General features: G+C 63.7%; 13 protein-coding genes. 6 read left to right on the forward strand and 7 right to left on the reverse strand.

Annotation, left to right across the window (positions count from 1 at the left end; all coding sequences use genetic code 11):
• Positions 1-241: 241 nt before the first annotated feature.
• Complete coding sequence (locus M2332_RS06835) at positions 242-1,798, forward strand: carboxylesterase/lipase family protein (protein ID WP_264573459.1); 1,557 nt, start codon at positions 242-244, stop codon at positions 1,796-1,798.
• Positions 1,799-1,921: 123 nt separating this feature from the next.
• Here M2332_RS06835 and M2332_RS06840 read toward each other — a convergent pair whose 3' ends face one another.
• Positions 1,922-2,839, reverse strand: coding sequence for a hypothetical protein (locus tag M2332_RS06840; RefSeq protein ID WP_264573460.1), 918 nt, complete (start codon positions 2,837-2,839; stop codon positions 1,922-1,924).
• Between the two features lie 37 nt (positions 2,840-2,876).
• The gene (locus M2332_RS06845) at positions 2,877-3,881 is read right to left on the reverse strand and encodes a helix-turn-helix domain-containing protein (RefSeq protein ID WP_264573461.1); all 1,005 of its coding nucleotides are present in this window, start codon (positions 3,879-3,881) and stop codon (positions 2,877-2,879) included.
• Between the two features lie 334 nt (positions 3,882-4,215).
• Between M2332_RS06845 and M2332_RS06850 the strand changes: the two genes are divergently transcribed.
• From M2332_RS06850 to M2332_RS06870, 5 genes are all read left to right on the forward strand, one after another.
• Entirely contained in the window at positions 4,216-6,819 is a 2,604-nt protein-coding gene (locus M2332_RS06850) for a TonB-dependent receptor (protein ID WP_264573462.1), read from the forward strand.
• A gap of 235 nt (positions 6,820-7,054) precedes the next feature.
• Complete coding sequence (locus tag M2332_RS06855) at positions 7,055-8,509, forward strand: cytochrome ubiquinol oxidase subunit I (RefSeq protein ID WP_264573463.1); 1,455 nt, start codon at positions 7,055-7,057, stop codon at positions 8,507-8,509.
• Positions 8,506-9,504 (forward strand): cytochrome d ubiquinol oxidase subunit II, encoded by a 999-nt coding sequence (cydB, locus tag M2332_RS06860; protein WP_181560456.1) that lies wholly within the window; start codon positions 8,506-8,508, stop codon positions 9,502-9,504. The genes M2332_RS06855 and cydB overlap by 4 nt, the downstream gene beginning before the upstream one ends.
• Positions 9,501-9,623 carry a DUF2474 domain-containing protein gene (locus tag M2332_RS06865; RefSeq protein WP_264573464.1) on the forward strand — a complete coding sequence of 41 codons (123 nt, stop codon included), beginning with the start codon at positions 9,501-9,503 and terminating at the stop codon, positions 9,621-9,623. The genes cydB and M2332_RS06865 overlap by 4 nt, the downstream gene beginning before the upstream one ends.
• A gap of 100 nt (positions 9,624-9,723) precedes the next feature.
• Positions 9,724-10,143, forward strand: coding sequence for a hypothetical protein (locus tag M2332_RS06870; RefSeq protein ID WP_264573465.1), 420 nt, complete (start codon positions 9,724-9,726; stop codon positions 10,141-10,143).
• A 186-nt stretch (positions 10,144-10,329) separates the two neighbouring features.
• On the opposite strand, the gene M2332_RS06875 is transcribed toward M2332_RS06870, so the two are convergent.
• The 5 genes from M2332_RS06875 to M2332_RS06895 all read right to left on the reverse strand — a co-directional run bounded on the left by M2332_RS06875 (position 10,330) and on the right by M2332_RS06895 (position 16,351).
• On the reverse strand, positions 10,330-11,268 hold the full coding sequence (locus tag M2332_RS06875) for an IS5 family transposase (RefSeq protein WP_264573466.1): 939 nt from the start codon (positions 11,266-11,268) through the stop codon (positions 10,330-10,332).
• A gap of 92 nt (positions 11,269-11,360) precedes the next feature.
• Positions 11,361-11,948, reverse strand: a complete 588-nt coding sequence (locus M2332_RS06880) for an urea carboxylase-associated family protein (RefSeq protein ID WP_264573467.1) — start codon at positions 11,946-11,948, stop codon at positions 11,361-11,363.
• Positions 11,948-12,631: a guanitoxin biosynthesis heme-dependent pre-guanitoxin N-hydroxylase GntA gene (gene gntA / locus M2332_RS06885; protein WP_264573468.1), complete on the reverse strand. Its 684-nt coding sequence runs from the start codon at positions 12,629-12,631 to the stop codon at positions 11,948-11,950. Before gntA ends, M2332_RS06880 begins: the two co-directional genes overlap by 1 nt.
• A 118-nt stretch (positions 12,632-12,749) precedes the next feature.
• A complete protein-coding gene (locus M2332_RS06890) occupies positions 12,750-14,843 on the reverse strand; it encodes a M3 family metallopeptidase (protein ID WP_264573469.1) in 2,094 nt (697 codons plus the stop codon).
• Positions 14,844-15,064: 221 nt separating this feature from the next.
• Complete coding sequence (locus M2332_RS06895) at positions 15,065-16,351, reverse strand: porin family protein (protein WP_264573470.1); 1,287 nt, start codon at positions 16,349-16,351, stop codon at positions 15,065-15,067.
• Between the last annotated feature and the right edge of the window lie 17 nt (positions 16,352-16,368).

The raw sequence follows: 16,368 nt of genomic DNA on the forward strand, positions 1-16,368 counted from the left end.
CGGGCGATGCGCCCTGTCGACCCTCATGCGCGCGCGCCGGCCATCTTCGGCAGCCCAGTTCGCCGGCAGACGAACAAGAGTTCCCTGTCCGCAAATTGCGAGGGGGCCGGACTTCCTAGAATGAGGCGAACCAGAGGAGCCTGCCATGCCCGCTCACCCCGGCGTCAGCAGACGAACGGCATTGAAAGCCGTCTTTGCTGCGACGACCGCTCCTGCCATCATTCTGCCAAGGGCTTTTGCGATGACATCATCCGAACCGATTGCCGACACGCACTATGGGCGCCTGCGCGGCCGCCTCGAAGGCGATGTGATGGCGTTTCGCGGCATTCGCTATGCGCGGGCCGAGCGCTTCCGCCCGCCCGTCGCGCCGGAGAGCTGGACGGGCATTGCCGATGCGCTCGCATTCGGGGCCAGCGCACCGCAATCCAACCCCAATCCGCCGCCCGGCCCGCCTTATGTCATCCTTGCGCAACTGCCGCGCCCGGCCAATGCGCCGCCCCCACCCCCGCCGATCCCGGAATCGGAGGGCTGCCTGTTCCTGAACATCTGGACCAGCGGGTTGCGCGATGGCCGCAAGCGGCCGGTGATGGTCTCCCTGCATGGCGGCTTCTTCTATGGCGGCTCAGGCTCGGCGGTGGACGGCAGCACGCTCGCTGCGCGCGGCGATGTCGTGTTCGTCAGCCTCAACCATCGCCTCAATGCCTTTGGCTACACCCACCTCGCCGGCCTGACGGAGGCCGACGAATTCGCGCATGCCGGCAATGCGGGAATGCAGGACATCATCGCCGCGCTCGGCTGGATCCGCAACAATATCGAGAATTTCGGCGGCGACCCGGCACGCATCATGGTGTTCGGCACCTCCGGCGGCGGGATGAAGACCAGCTTCCTGATGAGCAGCCCCGCCGCGCAGGGCCTCATCCACCGTGCCGGCGTGCAGAGCGGCCCGGCGCTGCGCTTCATGGAGCGGGACGATGCCGCAACAGCGACGGACCGGCTGCTGCACCGGTTGAACATCCCGCGCCACGACTGGCAGAGCCTGCTCACCCTGCCGGTCCAGACCCTGCTTGCCGGCTATCACGCCGTCGCGGACGATTTGAAGCCGCGCAACTTCACGCATCTGCCCTGTTTCGCCCCGGTGCTCGATCCGCTGTTGCTCCCGCAACACCCCTTCTCGCCCCGCGCGGCGCCGCTCACCAACGCCATCCCGATGCTCATCGGCTGCAACGCGCAGGAAATGAGCTTCTTCTGGGGCAACGATCCCGGCGCCTTCACGCTGGACGAGGCCGGCCTCGAGGCCCGCTCCCAGGCGTTTCTCGGCGACCGCACCGGCAGAGTCCTCAGCCGCTACCGGCAGGCCTATCCCGGTGCCACGCCGAGCCGGCTCTTCCTCCAGTTGTTCAGCGACTATTCCATCCAGGCACCGATCATCGCGCAGGCCGAGCGCAAGGAAGGCGCGCCCGCCTTCATGTACCGGCTCGATTATCAGAGCCCCGCGCTCGGCGGTAAGCTGGGCGCCCTCCACACGATGGAGACGCCGTTCATTCTGAATACGCCGCAGTCCGCCCGTGCCCTGCTGGGCGAGGGCGACGCCCCGGCCATGCTCGCGGCCAAGATGAGCAGCGCCTGGGTCGCCTTCGCCACCAATGGCGATCCCAATGATCAGGCGAGCGGATTGCCCCACTGGGCCACGTATGAGCGGAGCACCCGCGCGACGATGCTGTTCGACCAGTCCTGCCGCGTGGAGCCCGATGCAGGCCAGCTCGCGCGCGAGATCATGGGCGATCTGGTGGAAGGCTAGGCGCGCGGGGACCGCAAGGACATTCCCTCCGTTCGTCCTGAGTAGCCGCTGAGCTTGTCGAAGCGGCGTATCGAAGGGTCGGCCCTTCGATACGATGCTTCGATACGCCTCTTCGGTCCGCGCCTACTTCCCGTTGTCCGGCCCCCAGGGCGAGGTCGCATTATAGGGCGCCGTGATGAAGGTGGCCTCCACCCCGGTGATCATACCGCCCTGGATCTTGAACATTTCCAGCAGCGCCCAGCTATGCGGCTCGCGGAAGATGGATCGCCGCGGTGTGCCGTCGGTCAGGGTGTAATCGGCCAGAACGCCCTTGTGATCGATGAAGCCGCGGAACAAGGAAATGCCTCGCTCCTCATCGACGAGGATCGGTACCCGCCTGACCTTATTGTTGAAGGCATAGCGACCCAGTCGGAAATCCTTCTCGATATCGCCGAAGATCATGCCGTTTTCGTAGCGGATCGCATCGGGCGCAAAGCGCGTGTTGCGGATTTCGCCGATGTTATTCTCCAGCGTCTGGAAGTAGCCATCGCCCAGGCTCAGCAATTCCTCACGGCTATTGCGGCGCGCCTGAGGCACTGGTGCGGCACGGTCGGCGGGACGCACGAAATCCTTGGGCTCCGCAAACGGCGTCGGCGGCGAACTCAGGTTGCGCTTGGTCGAAAGCATGTGCTCGACCTCGGTGATCTTCCGGTTCTCGATCTTCAGCCGGACGGCGAGATAGCCGGGAATTTCGCTCTGGTTGATGGCCATGAACGCAGCGGCCTGGCCGGTCTGCGGGTCAGAGAGCGTCAGCGCCGTACCGACTTCCTCCGTCACAGTATCCCAACTCGCATCGGGAAACGCCATCTCGATATTGTTTTCCGTGAAGCGCACACGATCGGCAAAGGGCGCAGCCGAGACATCATGGGCGAGATAGGCCGCCCGATATTGCCCCATAATTTCTTCAAGACAGGCTTTGTCGCAGCCAGCCTCGGCCTGCACCGCGCCACTCGACATCGCCATCATCATCAATGCTCCCATACGCGCCAGAACCAACCGCATCGCATCCTCCACTCGATCGGCTGTCAGCCTAGCATCGTCACGTCCCCGCGCTTGTCGGGGCGGACATGCGCGTTTTGTCCGTGCGTGAACCGGCATCCAACATCTGCGCGCGATACGCCTTGGGCGCGGTGCCGAATTTTTCGCGGAAGGCGCGGCTGAAATGCGCGGAACTGCTAAAGCCGTTCTCGAAGGCGATCTGCGTCAGCGTCGTCTGCGCCGCCTTGGGCGACGCCAGCGCGGCGCGGCAGCTTTCAAGCCGCGTTCCCCAGATGTATTCGCTGATCGTCTCGTCGCCGTTGAAAACCTTGTGCACATAGCGCTTCGAGCACTTCATCGCCTGGGCGATCATATCGACGGATAGAGCGGGATTGCCGACGTTCCGCCGCACAAACGCACGGATGCGGTCCTGGGTGAGTTCGCGCATCGGCGCCACGTCGCTACCCAGCCGCTGCTCGTGCAGCAGCATGCGCATGAAATCGATCATCGTCTCGCCAAGATCGGCATCGAGCCGGTCGTCCGTCTCGGCGGTCGTGGTAATCGCGCTGTGCAGGCACGCCTGCAGCATGCGCGCGATGCCGCCGCCGACCTGCAGCGCACCGGGCAGCCGGGCGATTGCGTCCTGCTCGTGGCGCGCCAGCCGACCGAGCGGTAGTTGCAGCGCCAGCTTGCGCGAGGCTTCCAGATGCGTCGCCACATAGGGATATCGCCCGTCGCTCACAGACCATTGCCCGGCCCGCACGATATGCTCGCCATGGCGGGTCGAGACGATTGTCGAGCCGCGGTGCTGAAACCAGATGCGGACATGCGGATCGCCTTCGCCTGCGGCAATCAGGCGCCGCGTCCACGCCGCGCGATGCGGGGATGTGTCGAGCCGAAAGACCTTGGCATCGCCGAGCGCCCGGCGGACGACGACGCCCTGAAAAACGTGGTCCTCGATCCGGTCGGCTTCTACCCCGCCGATAGCCGCGGCGCCGGCATTCCAGAACCCCAGCCGGTCGCGGTCTGGGATGTCCTCAGTCGAGACTCTGCGCGCTGCGCCCACTGCCCTCTCCCGTCCTCATGTCCGGGGCCGCTCGCATCCCTCTTAGGACCGGCCGCCCGCATTATCTCTTTGCGAGAGATTGTTTCGTGAGACCGCTCCCAAGTCAAGCCGCTTACAGTGCAGCCACTGTTGCGCCCGTGCATCATGAAACAAGTCCGCGTGCACCATTGGAGAAGGCAAATGCCTTTGCCTGCCGTAATTTGGCGGCGGTCTGCCCGATCAGGTTTCCTCGACCGGTCGGAAGAAAGAAACGGCCAGTCCCGATTTTGCGCTTCGCATCCTTAGATATCCCAATTATAGTAGGACAAAATAAATTACACACAGGGGAGATGTCATGAGAAAGTTCCGTTTTGCGCTTTTGTCGTCCGCGATCGCGCTGATCTCGTCGACCAATGCTTTCGCCCAGGATGCCGCACCGCAGGCGAGCAATACGCAGGCGGCGAGCGACGGCGATATTATTGTCACGGCACAGTTTCGCGAGCAAAATCTGCAGGATACGCCGATCGCCATCACCGCCGTGAATGCGGCGATGCTGGAAGCACGCAGCCAGACCGATATCAGCCAGGTCGCCAACCAGGCCCCCTCTGTGACACTGAAGCCACAGGGCGCTGCCTTTGGCCCATCGCTCGGCGCCAATATCCGCGGTGTCGGACAATTCGATTTCAACCCGGCGGTCGAACCGGGCGTCGGTTTCTATGTGGACGACGTCTATTACGCCACGCTCACCGGCTCGATCCTCGACCTGCTCGACCTCGATCGCGTGGAAGTGCTGCGCGGCCCCCAAGGCACGCTGGCCGGCCGTAACTCCATCGGCGGCGCGGTGAAGCTCTATTCGCAGAAGCCGGAAGGCACGAACACCGGCTATGTCGCCGCAGCCTATGGCAGCCGCAACCGCATCGATCTGCGCGGCAGTGCCGACTTCAATCTGGCACAGGGCATCGACATGCGCATTGCCGGCGTCGCCAAGAAGCAGGAAGGCTATGTCGATCGGCTCGACTTTGGCTGTATGTATCCCGCTGGCGGCACGGCGACCTTCACGCCGGCCTTCGCCACCGCAGCCAATCCCACCCGCGCTCCGCAGCTGATCAATCCCGTCGGCGGTGTGCCCGCGCGCACCAATCGTCCGGACTGCGTGCTCGCCAAGGAAGGAGAGGTCAACTACATCGCAGCGCGCGCGCAACTGCGCCTGCGCCCCAGCGACACGATCGATATCAATATTATCGGCGACTACACCGACGACGATCGCGTCGCGGCCGGCTCGGTGCTGCTGCTGCGCACTTATCCGGATGGCACGGTGGCCTCGCCGCGCTACCCGCTGCCGCTGACCCCGGCGCCCGGCTCCTCACCGGCGCAGAACTATGCGACCGCCTCCGCACAGCGGGACATCAACCCGTTCCCGATCGGCAATACCGCCAATGCCAACCAGTTGGCCTATGACAACCGCTTCATCTGCGGCAATTACTGCAACTTCGCGACCTATGACATGCCCGCGGACACCGCGATCGGTCAGAACGGCCAGCCGATCCTCGTCGGGGGTCAGCCGCTCACCTATCGCGCCGCCTCTGGCGACGGACGCGTGCGTTTCAAGGGTTGGGGTCTCTCCGGACAGATCGACTGGGAAATCTCGCCAAATTTCCAGCTTAACTCGATCACCGCCTATCGCGAGTACACGTCCAACTTCTCCAACGACAACGACGTGTCGCCGATGGCCCACAGCCTCGGCTATGGCCCGCTGACTTTCCGCTTCTTCAGCCAGGAACTGCGCCTGAACGGAAAGGTCAACGACCAGATCAACTTCACCCTGGGCGGCTATTACAGCGATCAGAAGTCGGTCTACACATCCTTCCAGGACCTGCGCTCCTCTGGCCTGCAGTTCCAGCAGAGCGATCCGGTAGATGCAGACAGCAAGGCTGTGTTTGCTCACCTATCGTGGAACCCGGTCGAACAGCTGACCCTGACAGGCGGCATTCGCTATACCGAGGAGTCCAAGACCTACACCTATGTCCGCCAGCGGCCTTATCTGGATGCGACCTCGCTTGCGGCGAACGGCGTGTTGCCGCTGAACGGCACCGTGGGCAAGTATAGCGGAAATCGCGTCGACTATCGCGCCAACGTGCAATATGCCTTTACGCCGGACATCATGGCCTATGCCCAGTTTTCCACCGGGTTCAAAGGGGGCGGCGTGAATCCCCGTCCGTTCTTCGTCCAGCAGGCCCTCTCCTTCGGGCCGGAAACGCTGAGCGCGTACGAGCTTGGGTTCAAGACCGATCTTTTCGATCGCATGGTACGCTTCAACGTCGCGGCCTTCCTCAGCAAGTATAAGGGAATCCAGCTTACCCTCAGCAATTGCACGGCGATCACCGGGGCTGGCTTCGGTGCGCCTTGCGCGCTTCCCGTCAACGCCGGCGATGCCGACATCAAGGGTCTGGAAGCGGAGATCACCATCCGCCCGGTCGAGGGCATGACGCTTGATGGATCGCTGAGCTACATCGACTTCGACTACAAGAAGTTCGGGACCTACACGTCCGGCACCTCCACGGTGGCCGTCGGTGGACCCACCAACCTCAATGGCCCGCAGTTTGGCGATTATGCGCCTTACACGCCCAAGTGGAAGTGGAGCATCGGCGCGCAGTATCGCATCGATCTGGGTAATTCCGGTTCGCTGACGCCGCGCATCGACGCCTCGTACCAGAGCAAGGTCTATACGGTCTCGGCCAACCGCTCGAGTAACCGCATCGACGCCTATGGCGTGGCAAACGCCCGTCTGACCTGGCGGAATGCGGATGAGGATCTCGATGTCTCGCTCGAAGTGACCAACCTGCTCGACGAATATTATCTGCTGACCATCTATGACCAGACGGTCGGTGGCCAGGGTTACTCCAATGGCCAGCCCGGTCGTCCACGCGAATGGGCTGTGAGCGTGAAGAAGAAGTTCTGATCTTTCTCACGACGATTTAAACGGAGGCCGCGGCCAGCTCATGCTGGTCGCGGCCTTCTTCATTCCTGAGCGCTGTGTCACCCGGCCCAAGATTCCAGAACAAAAACTGTGGCTTCCGGGCAACGCTGCCGGAGAGTTCCGAGCAACCCTTCAATCTCCAGCGTCAGACTGGTAGGACCGGCCCATCGACGCGCCACGAGCCGTCGACCATGGGAACCATATAGGGACCAGTGCTATGTTCGCGGAGGCCGACGCTCTCCTGCTGGCGCGTATCCAGTTCGCTTTCACGGTGAGCTTTCACTTCATCTTTCCGGCCTTCTCGATCGGCCTGGCCAGCTATCTTGCCGTTCTCGAAGGGCTGTGGCTCAAGACGGGCAAGTCGGTCTACATCGACCTGTTCCGCTACTGGCTGAAGATCTTCGCCATCGTCTTTGCGATGGGCGTCGTCTCGGGCATCGTCATGTCCTACCAGTTCGGCACCAACTGGTCGGTCTTCTCGGATGTCGCCGGGCCGGTCATCGGGCCGCTGATGGCCTATGAAGTCCTCACCGCCTTCTTTCTGGAGGCAGGCTTCCTCGGCGTCATGCTGTTCGGCATGAACCGCGTCGGCAAGAAGCTGCATTTCTTCGCCACGTTGATGGTCGCCATCGGCACCTTCGTCTCGGCCTTCTGGATTCTGTCGGTCAACAGCTGGATGCAGACGCCGCAGGGCCACATCATGGGCGCGAACGGCCAGTTCCTCCCCGGTGACAGCTGGCTGCCGATCATCTTCAATCCCAGCTTCCCCTACCGCCTCGTCCACACCGTGACCGCTGCCTATCTCACTACGGCACTGGTCGTCGGCGCGGTCGGCGCCTGGCATCTGCTGCGCGATCGCGCCAATGCCCATGCGCGCAAGATGTTCTCCATGGCCATGTGGATGATCGCGCTGGTCGCGCCCATCCAGATTTTCGTCGGCGACATGCACGGGCTGAACAGCTGGGAGCATCAGCGGCCCAAGGTGCTCGCCATGGAGGGCCATTATGAGAGCTATCCGGATGGCGCGCCGTTCATCCTCTTCGGCGTGCCGAACGCCAAGGAAGAGCGGGTCGATTATGCCGTGAAACTTCCGGGCATGACCTCCCTCATCCTGGAACACGACATCCACGCCCCGATCGACGGCCTCAAGACCATTCCCGTTGATGAGCGTCCGCCGGTCGGCGTCGTCTTCTGGTCCTTCCGCATCATGGTGGGGCTGGGCATGCTGATGCTCGCGCTGGGCATGACCAGCCTGTTGGCCCGGTGGCGCAAGGGCCTGTATGACTGGTCGCTGCTGCACCGCTTCGCGCTGGTCATGGGGCCGGCGGGCTTCGTCGCCGTCATCGCCGGCTGGGTGACGACCGAAGTCGGCCGCCAGCCTTATGTGATCTATGGCCTGCTCCGCACTGCCGATGCGGCCTCGCCGCTCGCCGCGCCGGCCGTCGCCGCCTCGCTGCTGGCCTTCGTGGTCATTTACTTCGCGGTGTTCGGCGCGGGCACCTGGTATATCCTGCGCCTCATGAACATGCCGCCGCACCCGGGCGAGACAGGCGTGGAGGAGACCGAACGCGGTCCGATCCGCACCGCCGGGATCACACCCGGCCCGGCGCAAGGCGACCCCAGGTCGACGTCACCAGTTCAGCCGACAGTACAGGGGAGGGCCGACTCATGATCGATCTCACGGTCATCTGGGCGTTCATCATCGCCTTCGCCGTCTTCGCTTATGTGGTGATGGACGGGTTCGATCTGGGCATCGGCATCCTGTTCCCCACCATCACGGTCGGCCACGGGCGCAATCGCGCGATGAACTCCGTGGCGCCGGTGTGGGATGGCAACGAGACCTGGCTGGTGCTCGGCGGCGGTGGCCTGATGGCTGCTTTCCCGCTGGCTTATGCGATCATCCTGCCGGCCACCTACCCGCTGGTCATCGCCATGCTGCTGGGGCTCGTCTTTCGCGGCGTCGCCTTCGAGTTCCGCTGGCGCGATCCGGGCCACCGCGCGTTGTGGGACATGTGCTTCTTCGGCGGCTCGGTGGTCGCCGCGCTGGCGCAGGGCATGATCCTCGGCGCGCTGCTGCAGGGCATCGACGTCACCGGGCGCTCCTATGATGGCAGCTGGTGGGACTGGCTGACGCCCTATACCCTGCTCACCGGCGCCGGCGTGGTCGCGGGCTATGCCCTGCTCGGCGCCTGCTGGATGATCTGGAAGCTGGAAGGCGAGGTGCAGGAGCATGCCTATCGGCTCGCCTTCAAGGCGGCGATCGCCACGCTGCTGCTCATGGGTGCGGTGAGCGCCTATAATCTGCTGCTGCTGTCCGATTATCGCGCCCGCTGGCTGGAAATGCCGAACATCCTGTTCGCCAGCCAGGTGCCGCTGCTCACCGCCATCGTCGCCGGCGCGCTCTTCTACGCGCTCAAGACGCGGCGCGAACTGATGCCGTTCCTTCTGGCGCTGGCCCTGTTCTTCCTCGGCATGGCGGGTCTTGGCGTCACCATCTGGCCCTATGTCGTGCCGGATCAGATCACCATCTGGGATGCGGCAGCGCCTGAGAAGAGCCAGATCTTCATGCTGGTCGGCGTCGCGATCACCCTGCCGCTCATCCTCGCCTATACCGGCTGGTCCTATTGGGTCTTCCGGGGCAAGGTTGGCCATGAGGGCTATCATTGACCCGCATACCGGAAGAGGCACCGCTGTGGCAGCGCCTCGGCTGGATGGCGGGCATCTGGCTGGCGAGCGTGTGCGTGCTCGGCGTCGTGGCCTGGGTCCTGCGCCTCTGGATCGCCTGACACGCCGCCACGCCTAACCATCCGGATGATAATAATCAGCCGGCGCGCCGGGGGCCAATCCGCCTCTCGCTCATTGTGCTCCTGCAACAGGAGCACCGCCATGACTGCCAACCCCTTTTCGATGTGGTTCGATTTCGCGCAGACCTGCATTCGGGCCACCGAGACGATGGTGAGCACGCACAATGTCCTGCTCGCCCGCACGCCGATCATCATGGCGGCATGGCAGTCCCCCTTCACCGCCGATGGTCGCGAGCTCAGCCTGATGGTGACGGAAAAGACTGACGCCTTCGGCAAGGCGGCCCGCGCGCAGGATCGCGGCGCCCGCCGCTTGCGCCAGACCGGCGCGGCCAACGCCCGCGACATGCAGCGCCTCGCCTCGGGCCAGCCCTTCTGGCCCCATGACTGGATGCGGATGATGGAGCGCAATGTGGCGACGACCGTCGCCATGATGGCGCTACCGGGCAAGATGCTCGCGCCTTATCACAGCGCCGTGACGGCCAACGACCGGCGTTTGCGCTGAGGCGGCTGCGCTGGTTGACGAAGCGATAGCGAGCGCGACCTGAGCCCTCCTCTTCAGGGGATCGTTGCGAAAGGGGTAATTGGGTCTTTTTCGTAAGCGACCGTGGATCTGGGTACGTACTGTGCCCCTGAAGAGGGCGGGGTTCCGGCATTGGGAGGCCGCCCTCTTGGCGTTCTGGAGTCTGGCTCAGGCCAGTTTAAGCGATCGCTTCATGTTGTAGGCAAGGGCGAGCAGAAAGCAGTGACTTCGGTTTGCTTTCAGGCCGTTATAGCGCACCGCCGTAAACCCCATCCATCGCTTGAGCGTGGCGAACACGCCCTCGACCTGGGCACGGATGGGGGAGATCAGGTCGTTGTGGCGGCGCTGCAAGGGTGTAAGCGGCGGGCCGCCGCCCCAAGTCTTGTGCATGATCCGCGGCTTGATCCCGGCTGCCTTGAGCCACTGTCGCCGCGCCCGCTTGGCATAGGCCTTGTCGGCATAGACCGCCTGCTCGTCGCCGCACACGAGGCGCTCTGCCATGTCGGTGTCGGCCACGTTTGCTCCGGTCAGTACCAGCCGGCGGATCAGGCGGCTGTCCTGATCCGTGCCGATATGCACCTTGTAGCCATAATGCGCGCGATGCTTGCGCATGGTCAGCGTCGCATCATCGTCCACTGCCTCGCGCGTGCCGCTGCTCGAGCCGGGGCGGAAGGGCGTTGCCACCAGCGAGGCATCGATCATCGTGCCGCGCTTGAGCACGATACCGCGCGCCTCCAACTGGCGCGAGAACTCGCCAAACAGCTTTTCACTCAGCCCGGCCTCGACCAGGCGATTGCGGAACCGGCACAGCGTCGTGTGATCGGGCGACGAGGCTTCGAGCGGCAGGCCGATGAACCGCCGGAACGACACCCGATCGTTGATCGCCTCTTCCAGATCGGCATCCGACAGCCCATAGAACTGCTGTAAAAGCAAGGCCTTGAGCATCAGTAACGGTGGAAACGGCGGCCGTCCGCCCCCTTGATCGAGCCGCACCAGCAGCTTCTCGAACCGATACCACCGCACATCCTGCGATAGCCGATCCAGGCTCTCGTTCCGACCAAGTTTGGGCGATACCCAACCCTCCGCAAAACCGAGCTGACCTGTCATCACCTGCCTCCTCAACGCAAGGCAAGTGAATCAAATGTCACACCGTTTTGCAACGATCCCCTAAAGAGGAGGGGAGACCGGGTCGCAACGCCCTAAACCAGATCTTCAACCATATAATCGATCGGCCGAAAGCTCCCGCCATTGCTGGCATAAGCCGAGCAGGCCGTCAGGCCGATGATCAGATCCATCTCCGCCTTGAGGACAATCCGGTCGCCCGCCGAGCTGAGCGGCGGCAGAACACTGATCTTGCCGTCCGCCCCCACCGGCACATTCATGAAGCAATTGAACGCGACCGGGATCATATCGGCCGTGATTCCATAGGGCGCGAGCGCCGCTGCCAGATTGCCGAAACAACCCGGAACGACCGGCTTGTCCGGATAAAAATGTAGGAAGGTATCGGTGCTGCACGGCGTCAGCAGAAAATCATGGCAGCCGACCGTATCCTGCTCGATCGTCAGCAGCACATTGGACCGGTTCGACCACAGCCTGTTGCCCGTCGTCAGCCGAATGGTCTCCTCATAATCCAGAGTGCGCCCATTGCTGAGCACCTCGCCGATATCCGCGCGATTATAGGCCAGCAGGTCCGCCACCTGGCACCCTTCCGGGTCGATCACGGTCAGATACTGGCCGGCACGCAGTTCGAACGCCACGCCCGAACGGGGCGGAATACGCTCTGCCATCACGCGACCTCGCGGGGGTCATGGAACGGGCATTTCCAGTCTTCGCCGACATGCCGCCCGCTATACTGCGCGGCCTCGCTACTCGTGCCGTGGCGTGCAAGCATCGGGTTGGCTTCACCGGCAAGATCGACATCGCGGGCGATGATCGTCTCGCGGATCTTTTCGTAGCGCCCTTCCTGACGCAATTGCTCGAACTGATCGTGCAGGTTGAACACGATCACCGGCCGCTCGAAACGCCGCGCCGGCCGGCTCGCCGCCGGATGCAGGCCCACTGCGAAAAAGGCTTCGCCGCCAAAGCTCAGCGAGAAATGGGGATCGTCCGGATCGCGGCTCACCCGCTCATCATAGGGCAGGCCAAGCCATGCGTCCTTGTCGGCCAGCGATTGCAGGCGGTCCCACATCGCCTGCTCATAGGCCTTTTCGTCCAGCGGCGCCGCATGCGCGAAAATGATCGCGAGGCTGCGGAACAGCCCCGGGTCGCTCGCATAGGATTGCGCCCAGGCCATCAATTCGCCGTGCAGCCGCAGGTCATCCCAGCCGCTGTCGATGGACCAGCCCACCAGAATGTTAAGCGTCCCGCGCGAGAGAGCCGATTTGGCCCCCACGCACGGAAAACTCCGGTCCATGATAAACGCCTCGAAAGAGGCGCGCAGCCGCGCTTCTTCCTCCTGTGAAATCAGCATCCGTCCTATATCCGCTATCTACTCAGTCTAATTCAGAAATCCTGCCCGGGGCATTCGTTCCAAATCGAGGCGGGTTCCCCGCACTAACAAAAAGCAAATCGCACGGATTGAGGCGGGATTACTGCGCCGGAACAGGGAAGCCCCGCTTGCGCAGCAGCGCATTCACATCCGGGTCGCGACCACGGAAGGCGCGGTACGCTTCGGCCCGGTCGGTCTCGTTGCCGGTCGAGAGCAGCGCCTTGTTGAAGCGCGCGGCCAGCGCCGGGTCCCAGACATTGCCGGTCTCCTCAAAGGCAGCCCAGGTGTCCGCATCCATCGTCTCGGACCACAAATAGCTGTAATAGCCCGCCGAATAGGCATCGGATGAGAACAGGTGATTGAACTGCGGCAGGCGGTGCCGCATGATCATCTCCTTCGGCATCCCGATTTCCGCCAGCGTCTCCCGCTCGAACGCGTCGATATCGGTCGGCGCGTCGGGACGATTGTGCAGCTTCATGTCCACGATGGCCGACGAGAGATATTCGACCGTGGCAAAGCCCTGGTTGAAGGTATCGCTGGCCTTGATCTTGTCGACCAGAGCCTTGGGGATCGGCGCGCCCGTCTGGAAATGGCGCGCATAGGTCTCGAGAATATAGGGCGTCAGCACCCAATTCTCATGAACCTGGCTCGGATATTCCACGAAGTCGCGCGGCGTCGTGCCCAGCCCCGGCCAGGTGATGTCATAGCTCAGATAATGCAGCGCGTGGCCGAACTCATGGAACAGCGTGGTCGCATCGTCGAGGCTGATCGTCGTCGGCACCCCGGCGCTGCCCTTGGCGAAATTGTTATTGTTGGACGCCAGCACATATTCATTGCCGTTGAGATGATCCTGCCCCTTGTAGGTGGTCATCCACGCCCCGGAGCGCTTTCCGGTGCGTGCCCAGGTATCGAGGTAGAACAGCCCGACAACCTTGCCACCGCGCGTCACCTCGAAGGTCCGCACATCGGGGTGGAAGACCGGCACGGCGCCGCTATTCTCGGTGAAGGTGAAGCCGTAGAGCCGGTTCGCCATGTCGAACATGGCGGAGACCATCTTGTCGAGCTGGAAATAGGGCTTCACCTCATTCTGATCGAGGTCGTACTTCGCCTTGCGCACCTTCTCGGCGTAGAAGCGATAGTCCCAGGGCTCGATGGTGATCTTCGGCCCCTTGCCGGCCTTTGCCTCCGCATCGGCGATAGCCTGCATGTCCGCCACTTCCTCGCGCACGCGGGCCACGGCTGCCGGCCACACCTTCATCATCAGGGCCATCGCCTTGTCCGGCGTCTGCGCCATGGTGTCGCGCATGCGGTATTCGGCATGTGTCTTGAACCCGAGCAGCTTCGCCCGCTGGGCACGCAGCGCCACGATCCGCGCGATGGTCGCATTGGTGTCATTGGCATCGCCATTGTCGCCACGATTGGCGAACGCCTCGAACACGCTCTTGCGCAGGTCGCGCCGCGTCGAGCTTTCGAGGAAGGGCTGCACATAGGAACGGGTGTTGATCAGCAGCCAGCCATCCACGCCCTTGTCCTGCGCCGCAGACTTCATCGTCGCCACGAAGTCGGCCGGCAAACCCACGAGATCGGCCTCGCTGGTGAAGGTGATGAACTTCTCCTCATCGGCCAGCACCTTGTTCTGGAAGCTGCTGAACTCCTGCGCCAGCGCGGTCTCAATGCCGATCAGCTCCTTCTTCTGCGCGGCATCCAGCATGGCGCCGTTGGCGACCAGATCCTCATAAGTGCGGGTCAGCAGCCGCATCTGCTTGGCATCGAGGCCCAGCGTGTCGCGCTTGTCGTAGAGCGCCTTCACCCGCGCGAAATAGCGCGGATCGAGCGTCAGTTCGTTGAAGAAGGCGCTGAGCTTCGGGCTCCACTCACCCTGAATGCGGCGGATGTCGTCATTGGAGAGATTGGAGACATACACGCCCCAGATCGGCATCACCCGGTCGGACAGCGTCTCCTTCTGAAGCGCGGTGATGGTATTGTCGAACGTCGGGGCGGCCTTACTGGCCAGCACACCCTCGAACTGCGCCTTCACCGAGGCCATCACCGCCTCGAACGCGGCAGGGAATGCCGCCGGGTCCACCTTGTCCCATGCGGGCACGCCGCCATAGGGGCCGGTCCATGGCGCGGTGATGGTCTCCGCCTTCTGGGCGGCGAGCGGCGTGGACAGCGCGAGCGCGACGGCGCTCAACGGGGCAAGAACATGCTTTGAAGGCATTTGTCGGAAAACCTCAATCCTTGGGAAAACGCAGTGTCGCGTCACATGAGGCCAAACTTATCGGCTACCCGCTTGGTTTCAACCCCTTGCGGGCGACGCGACAGTCCCCTCGACAAGCCTGCGTGCCCGCCGGCACGACCCGGACGCTACGGCGCAGCGTGATCGCCCTGCGCGCAGACCGCATGCCCGCCAGATCAGAAAATCGTCGTCACGCCGATGTCGAAGCGCGTACGGCGGTAGGCGTAGAGCGCGATATTGCTCTCGTTGATCGTATGCGAGACGCCCACGCGCAGCGCAAACCGGCCAAGCGTCACCTTGCGATTGAGCGCGCTCACGCCAAGGCTGTAGCTCGTGTCACGCCGCGCCGTGCCGAACGCGGCAAACACGCCATCGAAGCGGCTGTAGGAAAAACCGGGCTGCAGCGAGAGCGAGAAGCCCATCGGCAATTCGCGCGCGTAGATAGCGCCCGCCGTGTAGGAGGTCTGGGCAAAAGCGCGGTTGGCCGCATCGTGACGATTGATGCCGACGCGCAAATTGCCGAGGCTCTGTTTGTCCAGCGAGCGCGTGACGCCCAGCGACAGGCCGAGCAGCGCCCCATTCAGATGCGTGGCGCCCTTATGGCGCAGGTCGCTCGCGCTGGCTTGCAGGCTGATCGCCGTGCGGGTGCCCGGATAGTAAGCGACATCCGCCTGACCGCCGAGCATCCGGCTATAGGGCTGCCCCCCATACCAGCGGCGGGAGGCCGTGCCGGCGGCGGCCAGCGCGAACCGGCCCAGCGTCACGCGCGGGCCGAGATAGGCGCTCAGCACCATGTCGTCGAACTGCTGCCCCTGATAATCGCGCCGCGAGAGGGATGCGCCAAATCGCTGCCGAACCCGGGCGGACAGACGCGGCGCCCACTCCGCGCCGATCTGCCCATAGACCCCCACCCCGCTCGACCGGCGGGCTGCTTCCGACAGGTCAAACGGCAGGCCGTAGAGCTCGATCGTTTCCGCCGCCGTCGCCGCATTGATGTTGGTATCCGGCGCGAGCGCGAAGGAGGCGCTGAACGACCAGGATCGCATCTCGCGAATGGACTTGAGGTAGCGATCGACATTGGCGGAGACGATCGCGGGCAGATTGGCCGCGCCGGCCAGACGGAACTGTCGCTCGGCATTGGCATAATCCCGGGCGACATAATAAGCGCGCGCCAGCTCCAGCCGCACACGCACGGCCTGCGGCTGATCGGCCAGCAAATGTCGGAACTGCCGGATCGCCTCGCGCGTTCGCCCCGCTTCCATCAGCGCCATGCCGAGGCGAAACCGCAGCTCGGGATTGGCCGGATCACGCGCGAGCCGTTCGGCATAGGCCTCTGCCGACACCGACATGGCCGCCGCTGGCGCTGCCGCTTCCGGCGCGCTGCTGGCCGCCGCATCGGGATGCGCGGCGATGGCCGTTGGTGTCCCGGCCATCGCCATCGCCCCCACCTGGGACATCAGCATGAATGCTCCCACTGCAG

The organism is Sphingobium sp. B11D3A, assembly GCF_025961695.1.
In the GTDB taxonomy this organism is placed as follows: Bacteria; Pseudomonadota; Alphaproteobacteria; order Sphingomonadales; family Sphingomonadaceae; genus Sphingobium.

Coding starts and splice junctions, on each gene's coding strand:
- M2332_RS06835 (WP_264573459.1), top strand. CDS start 242: ATGACATCATCCGAACCGATTGCCGACACGCACTATGGGCGCCTGCGC.
- M2332_RS06840 (WP_264573460.1), bottom strand. CDS start 2,839: ATGCGGTTGGTTCTGGCGCGTATGGGAGCATTGATGATGATGGCGATG.
- M2332_RS06850 (WP_264573462.1), top strand. CDS start 4,216: ATGAGAAAGTTCCGTTTTGCGCTTTTGTCGTCCGCGATCGCGCTGATC.
- M2332_RS06855 (WP_264573463.1), top strand. CDS start 7,055: ATGTTCGCGGAGGCCGACGCTCTCCTGCTGGCGCGTATCCAGTTCGCT.
- cydB (WP_181560456.1), top strand. CDS start 8,506: ATGATCGATCTCACGGTCATCTGGGCGTTCATCATCGCCTTCGCCGTC.
- M2332_RS06870 (WP_264573465.1), top strand. CDS start 9,724: ATGACTGCCAACCCCTTTTCGATGTGGTTCGATTTCGCGCAGACCTGC.
- M2332_RS06875 (WP_264573466.1), bottom strand. CDS start 11,268: ATGACAGGTCAGCTCGGTTTTGCGGAGGGTTGGGTATCGCCCAAACTT.
- M2332_RS06880 (WP_264573467.1), bottom strand. CDS start 11,948: ATGGCAGAGCGTATTCCGCCCCGTTCGGGCGTGGCGTTCGAACTGCGT.
- gntA (WP_264573468.1), bottom strand. CDS start 12,631: ATGCTGATTTCACAGGAGGAAGAAGCGCGGCTGCGCGCCTCTTTCGAG.
- M2332_RS06895 (WP_264573470.1), bottom strand. CDS start 16,351: ATGCTGATGTCCCAGGTGGGGGCGATGGCGATGGCCGGGACACCAACG.